The sequence below is a fragment of the Chryseobacterium arthrosphaerae genome (assembly GCF_001684965.1).
Lineage (GTDB): Bacteria > Bacteroidota > Bacteroidia > Flavobacteriales > Weeksellaceae > Chryseobacterium > Chryseobacterium arthrosphaerae.
The window spans coordinates 1842823-1855160 of sequence record NZ_MAYG01000001.1; the positions used below are offsets into that span (position 1 = coordinate 1842823).

General features: G+C 37.8%; 13 protein-coding genes. 4 read left to right on the plus strand and 9 right to left on the minus strand.

The annotated features are described in order from the left end of the window. Positions 1-242: 242 nt before the first annotated feature. From BBI00_RS08485 to dnaN, 4 genes are all read right to left on the minus strand, one after another. The gene (locus tag BBI00_RS08485; RefSeq protein ID WP_065399676.1) at positions 243-860 is read right to left on the minus strand and encodes a DUF417 family protein; all 618 of its coding nucleotides are present in this window, start codon (positions 858-860) and stop codon (positions 243-245) included. 64 nt (positions 861-924) lie between these two features. Next, entirely contained in the window at positions 925-1755 is an 831-nt protein-coding gene (locus BBI00_RS08490; protein ID WP_065398354.1) for an AraC family transcriptional regulator, read from the minus strand. Positions 1756-1848: 93 nt separating this feature from the next. Continuing rightward, entirely contained in the window at positions 1849-2682 is an 834-nt protein-coding gene (locus BBI00_RS23720; protein ID WP_065398355.1) for a M23 family metallopeptidase, read from the minus strand. Between the two features lie 64 nt (positions 2683-2746). After that, positions 2747-3877, minus strand: coding sequence for a DNA polymerase III subunit beta (gene dnaN / locus BBI00_RS08500; protein WP_065398356.1), 1131 nt, complete (start codon positions 3875-3877; stop codon positions 2747-2749). A gap of 256 nt (positions 3878-4133) precedes the next feature. Between dnaN and BBI00_RS08505 the strand changes: the two genes are divergently transcribed. Next, positions 4134-4490: a diacylglycerol kinase family protein gene (locus tag BBI00_RS08505; RefSeq protein ID WP_065398357.1), complete on the plus strand. Its 357-nt coding sequence runs from the start codon at positions 4134-4136 to the stop codon at positions 4488-4490. Positions 4491-4597: 107 nt separating this feature from the next. Beyond that, complete coding sequence (locus BBI00_RS08510) at positions 4598-5059, plus strand: lipocalin family protein (protein WP_065398358.1); 462 nt, start codon at positions 4598-4600, stop codon at positions 5057-5059. 138 nt (positions 5060-5197) lie between these two features. On the opposite strand, the gene BBI00_RS08515 is transcribed toward BBI00_RS08510, so the two are convergent. Further along, the gene (locus tag BBI00_RS08515) at positions 5198-5656 is read right to left on the minus strand and encodes a GyrI-like domain-containing protein (RefSeq protein WP_065398359.1); all 459 of its coding nucleotides are present in this window, start codon (positions 5654-5656) and stop codon (positions 5198-5200) included. A gap of 230 nt (positions 5657-5886) precedes the next feature. Here BBI00_RS08515 and BBI00_RS08520 point away from each other — a divergent pair, with 230 nt between their 5' ends. Next, positions 5887-6270 (plus strand): hypothetical protein, encoded by a 384-nt coding sequence (locus BBI00_RS08520; RefSeq protein WP_123902242.1) that lies wholly within the window; start codon positions 5887-5889, stop codon positions 6268-6270. Positions 6271-6272: 2 nt separating this feature from the next. Beyond that, positions 6273-6806, plus strand: coding sequence for a hypothetical protein (locus tag BBI00_RS08525; protein WP_123902243.1), 534 nt, complete (start codon positions 6273-6275; stop codon positions 6804-6806). 111 nt (positions 6807-6917) lie between these two features. Here BBI00_RS08525 and BBI00_RS08530 read toward each other — a convergent pair whose 3' ends face one another. The 4 genes from BBI00_RS08530 to BBI00_RS08545 all read right to left on the minus strand — a co-directional run bounded on the left by BBI00_RS08530 (position 6918) and on the right by BBI00_RS08545 (position 12280). Further along, positions 6918-7250, minus strand: a complete 333-nt coding sequence (locus BBI00_RS08530; protein ID WP_065398362.1) for a gamma-glutamylcyclotransferase family protein — start codon at positions 7248-7250, stop codon at positions 6918-6920. Further along, complete coding sequence (locus tag BBI00_RS08535) at positions 7250-7879, minus strand: SGNH/GDSL hydrolase family protein (protein WP_083988459.1); 630 nt, start codon at positions 7877-7879, stop codon at positions 7250-7252. The genes BBI00_RS08530 and BBI00_RS08535 overlap by 1 nt, the downstream gene beginning before the upstream one ends. A 311-nt stretch (positions 7880-8190) precedes the next feature. Beyond that, entirely contained in the window at positions 8191-8604 is a 414-nt protein-coding gene (locus BBI00_RS08540; RefSeq protein WP_083988460.1) for a ribonuclease inhibitor, read from the minus strand. Next, entirely contained in the window at positions 8585-12280 is a 3696-nt protein-coding gene (locus tag BBI00_RS08545) for a phosphoribosylformylglycinamidine synthase (RefSeq protein ID WP_065398363.1), read from the minus strand. Before BBI00_RS08545 ends, BBI00_RS08540 begins: the two co-directional genes overlap by 20 nt. Positions 12281-12338 lie beyond the last annotated feature (58 nt).

Consider the following 12338-nt stretch of genomic DNA (forward strand, 5'->3'; position numbering starts at 1 on the left):
CGAAACGAAAGGTCTCATCTGCACTATTTTTTGAAACTTTTATTTGAAATTTCACCCAACATACCGGGCGATTTTTCGAGGTACAAATGTCGTGTTTTTTTGAGAAATACAGAAATTTCAGAGCGATTTTAAGACAATTAATTTTTGTTAATTCATCTTGTGCATATAGAATAAATCACTCCATTGCCATTCTCTGATTCAGCACAAAATACAATTCGCCAAAAGAAGCTTTAAGGTTAATTTTATACTACAGACAGTTTAATTACCTTTTTTAAGCTATCAGAAAAAAGGATCAGTCCGCCCGCCATCATGATAATATCTTTCAGCACCAGACGCCCGGCACCTGATAAATAAGGGAATCCATACTGCGGCGTAGGATAATCACCACCAAGATTGGGAACATATACCTCCGGAGTTGTGATCAGAAATGACAGGGTTACCATCGACATGAAGAAAGTTAACAAACCTCCCGCAGCTCCTATTTTAGGGAACCATATACCCAGCAGAACCATAGTACCGATCAATAGGATCACTGTTCCCAGACCATAGGAAAAGCGATATGTTCCGTTTTCTTTATGCCAGTCTATATTTTTCTTTACCACTTTCCCTTCCGGATTTTTATAAAGGGTATATTCCGAAACAAGTTTCTGATCTTCATTCAATACTTTATTTCCTGCATTTTTATAGAAAAAACTCATTAAAGGGCTGTTGGCTACAAAGGGTACAATTCCGTCAGCTTCATATTGGTATGCTTTTAACCCGCCAATCCAGGCCATCACAATAAAAACTGAAATTCTAAGGAAGTTAAAAAAATACGTATCGAGCTTTAATAACTGATTGTATACTCTATTGTTCTGCATATGTTTACTTTTTTTAACAAAGGTATCCATAGACAGAATGCTTTACCATAGATATTTGAGGACATTACATGGACATTTTCGCCACAATGGAAATCCCGACCTTCTCCCTGTAATTCCTGGGAGAACACCCCACTGCTTTTTTGAAATACCTGCTGAAATAAAATTCATCAGAGAATCCCAGCTCCGAAGCAATTTCTTTTACGGAGCGATACGTAAGGTGAAGAAGTTTTTTAGCTTCCAGGATAATTCTTTCATTGATCAGCTGGGTAGGTGTTTTAGAAAACTCTTTCTTTACAGCTTTACTTAGGGTGTTATTGGTTATATTAAGTTTATCACTGTAAAATGCAAGTTCTTTTTCACTTTTAAAATGGATCTCCAGTAATTTCTGAAATTCAGCAGCATTTTTATTAGGCAGTTTATCATGAGATACCGTATCATTCCCGGGACTGCTTTTCTGTTTACTGCCAATAGCAAGGATCAGCTGTATATAGGTCTTAATAATGGATTCGGAAAACGGGTGCTTTTCTGATTTTTCTTTTTTGATGTGGTTAAAAAGTTCCAGAATATATTCATAATTTTCTTTTGTAAGGGCTACTCCCGGATTTAAATAGATGTTATTGAAAAGCAAACCGTTACAGGCTACTTCTTCTTTATGGTATTCTATACAGTAAAAATCACCGTGAAAGAACAGCACATTGACATTTTCATCAGTTTCCGGAATCAGTTTCAGCTTCTGATAAGGAGCAAGAAATAAAATAGTATGTCCAGAGTAGGCATAATTGATATCATCCACGCAAAAAACACCGGAACCTTTCCATAGAACAACACGATAGTTTTCAGTCACAGATTCTGAAGAAAAATATGAAATGGAAGGGGTCTCTATTCTTATTTCCATGATTTACAAAGTATTTCTGAAAGATTGAAACAAAAATCGGAAAATATAATGTATAAAATCAGAGTTATCTGCGTTTCTTAACCCCGTATTTTTTTAATATCCTTTTGAATACGTTTTTTTCTCAACCAAAAATTCTGCTTTAGTTCCATTACCTGTTCTGAAAAGGGTCTTTAGGGTTTCCCTGTATTTCTCTTCTTCTACTCTGGGAAGGTAGCATACAAAATGTAAATGCGGACCTTTGCTCCAGCCTGTATTTCCGCTCAACCCGATCATATCTCCTTTCTTTACCTGATCTCCAATATTTACTTTAATTCCGTTTTGCTTTAAATGATAATATTGGGCAAAAGTTCCGTCCGGATGTAAAATGGTAATATAATTCGCCTGATCAATGCAGTTTCTTGTAGGGCAGCCTTTATTATTATGGCTTACAAAGTCTACCACTACTCCTTCCCTGGCAGCAATTATTTCAGTTCCTTCCGGCATGGAAAAATCTACAGAGTTTTCATTTTGATGGGAAAAGCTGCCATTATATCCCTGATAGACGTTAAAAGACTTCCCTTTTCTGAAAGGCAGGTCATATTGGTACTCTTTATGATAATTTTTCAGTGTGACATCACCGATGTACATTACATATCCCGGAACCTTTTTCACTTTCCATCCTTTTGTCTTATCGTCAACCACAAAATAAGCTATCGTATTCTTTTTGGATTGCGCAGAAACTACCTGTATCTTTTTAAAGAGTACAGGAATCTTCATATTTTCAACTTCCGGAGAGCCTGAAAATACCAATGACATCGGATAGGTCTCCAGGTTATCTGCATAAAGGGTTAAAGTATCGCCTTTTTTCTCGTGATATATTCTGATATTTTTCTGGGAAAGCAGAGTAATAAACTGTAATAATAAACCGGCTATCAATATTTTTTTCATACTATCAACATAAAAAAGAGGCTTTGAATTTCAAAACCTCTTTATATGATATTCTTTTTTTGTATTACAACCCGATTACCGGCATTGATAACATTAAGATATTTTCATTTTCTTCAAGACCGTCAAGAGGCTCAATGATCCCCGGTCTGTTAGGCTGAGACATTTTCATGGTGATATCATCAGAACCCAGGATCGTCAGCATTTCAGTTAAGAATTTTGAACTGAACCCGATATTGATATCTTCTCCGTTATAGTCACAAGGAATCTGCATGTCTGCTTTGTTTGCATATTCAGTATCTTCTGCATGAAGGTGAAGAATATTTCCTGAAAGCTTGAATCTCACCTGATTGGTAGATTTATTTGACATGATAGATGCTCTTTTGATCGCTCCCAACAGAAGGTTTCTGTTGATGGTCAGTACATTTGGATTTTCTTTAGGAATTACCGCAGTATAGTTCGGATATTTCCCATCGATTAATCTACAGATCCAGATATGTTTACCGAAAGTAAATTTAGCCATATTCTCATTGAAGTCGATTTTCACGTCTTCATTAGAGCTTGCCAGGATATTTTTGAAAATATTCAAAGGTTTTTTTGGCATGATAAATTCCATTGGCTCAGCATTCATAAGATCTGCTCTTTTGTATACCACGAGTCTGTGGGAGTCTGTAGAAACGAAATTGGTTTCATTTTCTCCAAACTGGAACAGAACACCTGTCATTACCGGGCGAAGAGAGTCGTTACTCGTTGCAAAAAGAGTGTTGGTAAGTGCTTCTGACAATACTCCTGCCGGCATGGTCACGCTTTGTGAAGCATCGAACTCAGGCAGTTCCGGATAGTCGTCCGCATTATCTAATGCTACTGCGAAATTGTCTTTTTCATCTAAAATCTCAAGCTGGCTTCCGGTTCCTTCTGCATTGTCTTTTACAACAAATGTCAGAGGCTGTTCACCATAGGTCTTGATAAAATCCTGAAAAATTTTAGCAGGAACCGCAAATTTACCTGAGTCATCAGACTTCACTTCCAAAGAAGTAACAAGAGTCGTCTCGCCGTCAGATGCTGTAATGGTAACATTATTTCCGTCTAGTTCAAAAAGATAGTTTTCTAAAATAGGTCTCGATTGAGAGCTTGATATTACGCCACTTACAGTTTGCAAAGCCTTCTGCAGTTCACCACTTGAAATAATAAATTTCATAGATTTATAAAATAAGTTTCTACAAATATAATAAATACATACAATAAAGAAAAGAATAATCCGGAGGAGTTTTTAACAAACATCATCAACCTGTTTTCAGAGTGGAAGTTATGGTCAGATTTCTCAGCCTTTTATTTTGTTTAAAAAAATACGTCTATAAATTACTCTCTCTTCTTAATCTTATATTTCAAATATAGCAGATAAAAAATTATAATCAAAATACAAAACCTATCTTTGTGATAAAAGTTTAACAATAATGCAAAAACCTCCGCTCCATAAAAGTTTTCTGAATGCATTCCGGGGTGTTTTGGCCATGATAAAAACGGAAAGGAATTTTCAGATTGAGCTTGCAGCCTTCTTTATCAACCTCTTTCTTATTTTTTATTTTAATCTTTCCGGAACTGATGCTGCGCTGATTCTTCTGGTTTCAGCTGCTGTTTTAAGTGCTGAGATTTTCAATACCGCCATTGAAAGAATCTGTGACCTCATTCAGCCTGATTTTGATCCGAGAATCGGGTTCATTAAAGATATTTCTGCCGGAGCTGTAATTCTGATGGCTATTGCTGCCGTTATTATTGGAGTTATCATTTATCCGAAGTATATTTTCAGCTGATTATGACAGCAATACGAAGTCTTATTTTTTCTTAATTTTTTTATAAAACTTAACAAATAAACCGGATAATTTGATAATTTTCATTAAGTTCGCCAAAAATTAATTTTATGAAAAAGTTTTTAGTAGGAATCTTAGCAGCAGGGGCTCTTTCATCATGCAGTACGGGAGATGATAATTTGCCTGACTATAACGATATTCCGGACTACAGCAACTCCATTATAGTTGGAACGTGGAAAATACAAACTCAGTATCAGATTTCAGGGAAAGACAAGACGACTGTGATCAGTGAGACTCTTCCTGATGACTGTAAGAAAAAAAGTACTTATGAATTCAAGAATGACGGTAAGTATGCAATGATCGATTACAATACGGTGAACTCTAATTGTGAGAAAACAGAAATGACCTCATCTTATCAATATGATCCGGTGACGATGAAGCTTACGATCAACAACATTGAAAATTCAGTTTTAGAGCTTTCTTCCAGTAAACTTACATATTTAGCTCCTGTCAATCAGGATTTCAATGCTGATGGGGTGAATGACTACATCAAATATGTTTATTTCAAGTAAATACTTTTATTAAAAATACACAAAGCCTGCTTATCATTTTCTGACAGCAGGCTTTTTTATTGAAGAATGTAAGAAAAATATAGACGCAGAAGCAGTTCATTACAACTCTGACTTTAATAGTTAAGGTTAACTGACCTTTTACTCTACAGCAATTAAAATATCTACCTCCGCCTCTGACGGATTCCGGGCTTTCTCTCCGTAAATTTCAAAATCCGCTGTAAATACCCGCCCCAGATCCATATTCCAGATCTTATTCCATTCATTGATGACCAAACCTTCAGCTAGATTTCCTTTTGGAGTAAACCTGATATAATTTCCTCCTTCAAAAGATTTCCCCACCATTCCTTCAGGAATATGATCAAGATTTTCCACTTTACAGCCGAGCACTGTAGTATAGGGCTTCGTATGATCTTTCTCGTAATCCGTATAAATGGAATAGACCACAGTATCAATCTTATTGGGAATGGCATTCAGAATGTCTTCGCTCATAAATTTTTCCCAAAGTACCGGGATATCTTTTGCTGCCTGGTTATTTTCATTGGTTGTTCTTACTGCAATTCCAATGACCTTAAAAGGTTCCACTTTCATGTTATTCATTGTCTGATCTTTTGTTGTCCGGCAAATATAGGCTCCTGTTGTGACAAGTGTATGTCAGCAGCCGTTTTTTAATTCTGCCGGAGAGCGAAATTATTTTTTTCCTTAATTTAATTATAAATTGATAATATTTTACAATATTAATTTAATTTTTTAGAAAATTTTATTTATCACATCTAAATGATATATAAAAAATCAATATATTTGTTGAAATCCAATAATAATTTTTATATATGAAAAGCAAACTATTGTATGTGCTCATGCTGGCTCTGTTCATTTCGTGTAATACTGAAGGTACAGCACTCAACATGAGTGAGCAAAAAAAGAGTGAAGAGGTTTTAAATTTTGAAAAATCAATAAAAAGTCTTTCGCTTCCCGAAAACCGTGCCACTCCTGAGGAAATGAGAAATCAGAAGTCTCTTGAGCTCAGTGACCGCCGCAAGGATATTCTTATACCCTCCGCTTTGGAACTGATCAAATCTACAGGAGTTTCGAATAAAGAAATTACCAAAAATACACAGGGAGACCGGGACAAGATCCTTACCTGGGCTGTAAAGATCTACAATGAAAAGATCAACAAAATCAATCAAGTCAACCACGTCATTCAAAACAATTAATCATGAAAAAGATATTTACCGCTATTTTTGGTGTATGCATTGCCACTGTTTCTTTTGCTCAAAATAATTATGGAAACATGCATGTATTCAACGATGACAGTTACCACAAACTGAATCTTGAATTTACTGTTTTCACAGAAAACCCATCCGCATGCGGCAATGGAATGCAGGCGATGGATGTAGTAAAACTTCCGCCGGGAGCCAAAACTATGTATACTACGTTTGCTGCCAGTATGTCTACAGCCAATCCGCCACATCCTTTTCCTATTGATATGTGGTCCGGTGGTCCTGGTGACCAGATTCCGCCGGCTATTTCCAATACTCATGGATGGGGCTATATCAAGTTTCAGCTTACAGAAGCTCCGTATGTACCGGGAACAATGACTCCGACATTAGGAGGTTCAGTAGGATTTTATCCCAGCTGCAGCGGTGTACCTTCCAGTATAAACGGTACCGCCACACAGAATGGCGTCGGTTATGCGTTTAAGGCCGAAGCCTTTACTGTAGGAGGTGATCTGTGGGTTCACGTCTGGTAATAGTGAAAGCAACTTTGTCATATAGATCATAGATTTTTTAAAAAGCCTGTCGGTAACAGATCTGACAGGCTTTACTTTTATGAATGGGGGAATTAAATGCAGGAAAAGCGATCATTTTCCTACATAAATAAATCCTCTTTTTCCTGATTTAAAAGTTGTTTCTATCCTTTTATAGTCGTCTACTTCATATGCATCGGCCTGAAGAATTTCTGCATCAGTCACTTCAAAAAGCACTCCTTCCACCTGATCTTCTTCATTTCCAGAAAACCTCAGCACAGGATGGTATTTCTGCCCGCTTTTACGAAGCACTTCCGGATCAGTAATTTCAAGCATAGTAAGCTGATATCCGGACAGTATGTCTTTTTCACCGTGCAAGATCCTTCCAAATGTTTCAAGCTGCACCTGCTCTTTCTGCAGGGTTCCGTAAGAAAATAACAATGCCATTACAGATATTTTTCAATGATTGGTATTGCTGTTTCAGCCATCATTCCATAACCTTTTTCATTGGGATGAACACCGTCCGCAGAAAGCAGGACCTCTTTATCTTCCAGCAATGCCGCATGAAAATCAATATAACCCAGAGCATAATCTGCGGCAATACTCTTAAGAATATCATTATACACAATCACTTCTTCATTGGTTCTCAGCTTCCCTGAACCTACCACTACTCCATCAATATTCTTAGAAACGGGAAGGATGCTTACCAGATAAATATCTTTGGAAAACCGTTGGGCATGATGAACAGCCGTGATGATATTGTTTTTAAATTTTTCTGCCTCTACAACCTGTACACCTTCTTTTTTAGCAAGATCATTGGCACCATAGCTTATAAAAATCAAATTTCCATCAGCAGAATTTCTTGCTTCAAGCTCCACAGGCATTCTTTTCAGGAGTCCATCCGTAGTTTCTCCACCGATGCCTAAATTGAATAAAATCAATTCATCACCATTTCCTTCATGAAATTTCTGAAGGGCATATCTTTTCAGAATATCTACCCAGCCCCCAAAGACACCGTCATACTCTCCATAGGTTATACTGTCTCCAAAGAACAGACCATATATTATTTTCTTCATTCAGTTAATTCTTTTTGTTCTGTGCTTATACAAAGCATTTAAATATTATTCAAAGTAAGATAAAATCTGGTAAATCTGTGTAATCTGCGGGAATTTTTTTTGGATAGAATCATATTAAAAATATTTCTTGAACCATTAAGCTTTTTTAAGGGATTAAGAGAAGATAAGGAAACAGCTGAAGCTATTTTTTTAAGCAACACCTTAAATTTTCATCCTGGATGAAGCTTAACTTTCCTTAAAGCCTTCATTTTTCTTAATGGTTTAAAATTTCACATCACTTCCTGACACAAAAGTTGTATTATTTCTATTCGCTATGCTAACACCAGTTGAATATTTGCGTGGGATTGAATAATCTCTACCAGGATTTCAAACAGCGTCTGCCCTTTCCCTTCCATTAAATCATCCAGTTTCTGCTGTAACAGCTTTATGTTGAAAGGTTTTCCCTGCCTGATCTTGTTTCCGTAAAATTCCCGGGTAGCTTTTATTCCCAGGTCTTCAGCTGATTTCTGAGATTCTTTCCATACGATCTCAATTGGCTCATTATTTTCAAAGACTCCGAAACCTCCGTAAAGGATATCATCAAAACCGTCCAAAGTTCCTATTTTCCAATCTGTATTTTTCATCAAAACATTGGAAGCTTCTTCATAGAAACCTTCTAAAGACGAAAAATGACCGCCATGGATGACGATCATTTTTTCTGTATTGTTATTTGAAGTATTCAACACCGTTTTTGAATATATTGTGGTAATTCGCAGTGGGTATGTTTTTCATAAGACCATCCGTGAAACGTTCCGGGTGTCCCATTCTTCCGTAGATCTTTCCACATGGGCTGGTAACTCCTTCGATTCCGAATAATGAATTGTTTGGGTTAAATGGCATTCCGTGGGCAATATTTCCATCAAAATCAATGTACTGGGTTGCAATCTGCCCGTTTTCATACAGCTTTTTGATCTCTTCTTCTGAAGCCATGAAGCGGCCTTCTCCGTGAGAAATCGGAATGGTGAAGGTCTGACCTTTCATTCCTTTTAACCATGGGCTTTCATCGTTCACTACTTTTACAGTCACCATCTGGGAAATATGTCTTCTGATGGCATTGTGAGCTAAAGTAGGAGCGTTTTCATCCAGATCCTTGATTCTTCCGTAAGGTAACAGTCCGGATTTAACCAAAGCCTGGAATCCGTTACAGATTCCAATGATCATACCGTCTCTGTCTAATAATTCATGAACTGCATTTTTCATCTTTTCATTCTTTAAAACGTTGACAATGAATTTTGCAGAACCATCCGGCTCGTCTCCTGCCGAGAAACCTCCTGAGAATGCTAAAATCTGAGAGGTTCTGATCTCTTCTACCCAGGCATCAATACTTTCATCCAGCAATTGGTGATTGATATTGATCAGAGGCAGACTGCTTACGACAGCTCCTTCTTTCTGGAATGCATTCAGCGTATCATACTCGCAGTTTGTTCCCGGGAATACCGGTGCAAATACTTTAGGCTGTGCAATCCCGTGTTTTTTGATGATGATATTTCTAGGGTTAATTGAATTTGATTTTTCATCAATTTCAACCGTAATCTTTTCTTTTTCTGCTGTTGGGAAAAGGTTTTCGAATGTCCCTGTGTAAGCGGATTCGAGATCCTGAATACGGGATTCGAGGTTGTTTATTTTCAGGATTCCCGAGTCTTTTACTTCTCCGATTAACTGAAGGGATGTGCTGCTTAATTCTTCTTTAGCTTCGATGATCAGGCTACCGATGCTTTTAGCTAATAATGTATTTTCATCCGCATTGATTTCAGCTCCCAATCTGTTTCCGAAGCTCATTTTTGCCAATGCTACTGCCACCCCACCGTCTTTCACGGTTTTCACAGAAACAATTTTTCCTGATTTGATGTTTTCAAAGATGAATTCGTACACATTTTTCAAAGCATCATAGTCCGGAAGGCCATTTTCCTGAGCTACATGATTGAAGAAATACACTTTATTGCCCGCTGTTTTAAATTCAGGGGAAATGATATTCTGTTTTTCTCCGTTAGCACAGGCAAAAGAAATCAATGTTGGAGGTACATTCAGATCCTGATAAGTTCCACTCATGGAGTCTTTCCCTCCGATAGCTGCTAACCCAAGGTTGATCTGGGCGTCATAAGCTCCCAAAAGGGAAGCTAAAGGTTTACCCCATTTTTCAGGTGCCTGACCAAGCTTTTCGAAATATTCCTGGAAGCTTAATCTGATATTTTTATAATCACCTCCCATGGCAACAATCTTCGCCACACTTTCTACTACAGCGTAAGATGCCCCCAATAATGAGTTTTGTTTTGAGATTTCAGCATCGAAGCCCCAGCTTGCCAGAGAAACGGTTTTGATGTCTTTTGCCCCTAAAACTGGCAGTGTCTGTACACTTCCTTCCATTAAGGTCTGCTGGTATTTTCCACCTAAAGGCATGGCAACGGTTGTTCCTCCTACGGAAGAGTCAAACATTTCCAACAGTCCTTTTTGGGAAGCTACGTTTTTATCTTTTAAAGTATTCAGGAAGTTTTCTCCGTTGAATTCCTTAGTTTCTTGTTTTACTTCTTCGAGGTGATTGATTTTCACCTCCTGAGATTTTGAACACCCGTTGGTATCCAGGAATGCTCTTGAAAGGTCAACGATCTTATCTCCTTTCCAGAACATCTGCATTCTTCCGGAATCTGTAACTTTCGCCACTTCTACTGCTACGATATTTTCAGCTTCGCAGAATTTGATGAACTTTTCTTTATCTTTCGGGTCTACCACAACCGCCATTCTTTCCTGAGATTCGGAAATGGCCAGCTCTGTTCCGTTTAATCCTTCGTATTTTAATGGCAATACATCAAGATTTACTTCCAGAGAGTCAGCAATTTCACCGATGGCTACAGAAACACCTCCTGCTCCAAAGTCATTGGATTTTTTGATTAGTCTTGTCAGCTCAGGGTTTCTGAATAATCTCTGGATCTTACGTTCTTCTACGGCGTTTCCTTTCTGAACTTCAGAGCTCATGGTGTGGATGGAAGTCTCGTCCTGCTCTTTTGAACTTCCGCTTGCTCCTCCTACTCCATCACGGCCTGTTGCGCCTCCTAAGATAATGATAGAATCTCCGTTAGCCGGTTTTTCACGTCTTACCCAATCTACAGGAACAGCTCCGGTAACGAAACCTACTTCCATTCTTTTGGCTTTGTAGCCTTCGTCGTAAATTTCGGAGACCATTGTAGTGGCCAATCCGATCTGGTTACCATAAGATGAATATCCGTTGGCAGCCTGTTTTGTAATGGTTTTCTGAGGTAATTTACCCGGTAATGTTTTGTCTACAGGTTCCAGAACGTCTGCCGCACCGGTTAACCTCATCGCCTGGAATACAAAGGATCTTCCGGATAAAGGGTCTCTGATGGCACCTCCCAAACAGGTAGATGCTCCTCCGAAAGGTTCAATTTCTGTCGGGTGGTTGTGGGTTTCGTTTTTGAATAACAGATACCATGGTTCTTTTTTACCGTCGTATTCTGCTTCGATCTGGATGGTACATGCATTGATCTCGTCAGAGATGACAAGGTTGTCAAGGTTTCCTGTTTTATGGAAATATTTCCCGCAAACAGTTGCCAAATCCATCAGGGAGATCGGTTTCAGCTCACGGCCCAGGAATTTTCTTTTTTCGATATAATCATTGAAAATGGTTTCCAATGTATGTTTGAATTTCCCTTCAAACTGAATGTCTGACAATTCTGTTTCAAAAGTAGTGTGACGGCAGTGGTCGCTCCAGTAGGTGTCTAATACTTTCAGTTCTGTTTCTGTAGGGTTTCTTTCCTCAGTTTTAAAATACTCCTGAATGAACTTCAGGTCATCTAATCCTAATGCAAAACCGTGACTGTTATAGAAATTTTCAAGTTCAGCCTCATTAAAACTGATGAAGTTTTCGTGGATCAGAACTTTAGACGGTGTTTCATCAGCAGGAATATCCAGTATAGACAGGTCTTTTTCCTGAGATTCTACTTTATTGATCAAAAGGTCTTTGATTTTTACCAAATCAGCTTCTGAAACGCCTTCAAATTCGATCAGCTTTCCACTTCTTACTTTTGATTTTTCATTCTCCGTCAATAAAGCGATACACTGCTGTGCAGAGTCTGCTCTCTGATCATACTGACCGGGCAGAAACTCCATTGCGAAATGGATGCTTTTTGCAGGGTTTTCTGTATGTAAAATATCAGTGACAGGATCTACGAAAGTATTGTTTACTACTTTTTCGAATTCCCCGTCATTCAAATTAAAAATATCATACACATTGTAGACTTTCACACTTTGAATTGCCGGAACAACTGCTTTTACTTCATCAAAAATTTTTGGACTTTCAACATCGAAAATTCCTCTTTTTTCTACGAAAATTCTTTTGTTATTAGACATTAGATGTCAGATTTTATTTAATATTAGATTTATTTTTCTTTTACTTTTCTGAGTTCAG

Coding starts and splice junctions, on each gene's coding strand:
- BBI00_RS08485 (WP_065399676.1), bottom strand. CDS start 860: ATGCAGAACAATAGAGTATACAATCAGTTATTAAAGCTCGATACGTAT.
- BBI00_RS08490 (WP_065398354.1), bottom strand. CDS start 1,755: ATGGAAATAAGAATAGAGACCCCTTCCATTTCATATTTTTCTTCAGAA.
- BBI00_RS08505 (WP_065398357.1), top strand. CDS start 4,134: ATGCAAAAACCTCCGCTCCATAAAAGTTTTCTGAATGCATTCCGGGGT.
- BBI00_RS08510 (WP_065398358.1), top strand. CDS start 4,598: ATGAAAAAGTTTTTAGTAGGAATCTTAGCAGCAGGGGCTCTTTCATCA.
- dnaN (WP_065398356.1), bottom strand. CDS start 3,877: ATGAAATTTATTATTTCAAGTGGTGAACTGCAGAAGGCTTTGCAAACT.
- BBI00_RS08545 (WP_065398363.1), bottom strand. CDS start 12,280: ATGTCTAATAACAAAAGAATTTTCGTAGAAAAAAGAGGAATTTTCGAT.
- BBI00_RS23720 (WP_065398355.1), bottom strand. CDS start 2,682: ATGAAAAAAATATTGATAGCCGGTTTATTATTACAGTTTATTACTCTG.
- BBI00_RS08515 (WP_065398359.1), bottom strand. CDS start 5,656: ATGAATAACATGAAAGTGGAACCTTTTAAGGTCATTGGAATTGCAGTA.
- BBI00_RS08525 (WP_123902243.1), top strand. CDS start 6,273: ATGAAAAAGATATTTACCGCTATTTTTGGTGTATGCATTGCCACTGTT.
- BBI00_RS08535 (WP_083988459.1), bottom strand. CDS start 7,879: ATGAAGAAAATAATATATGGTCTGTTCTTTGGAGACAGTATAACCTAT.
- BBI00_RS08530 (WP_065398362.1), bottom strand. CDS start 7,250: ATGGCATTGTTATTTTCTTACGGAACCCTGCAGAAAGAGCAGGTGCAG.
- BBI00_RS08520 (WP_123902242.1), top strand. CDS start 5,887: ATGAAAAGCAAACTATTGTATGTGCTCATGCTGGCTCTGTTCATTTCG.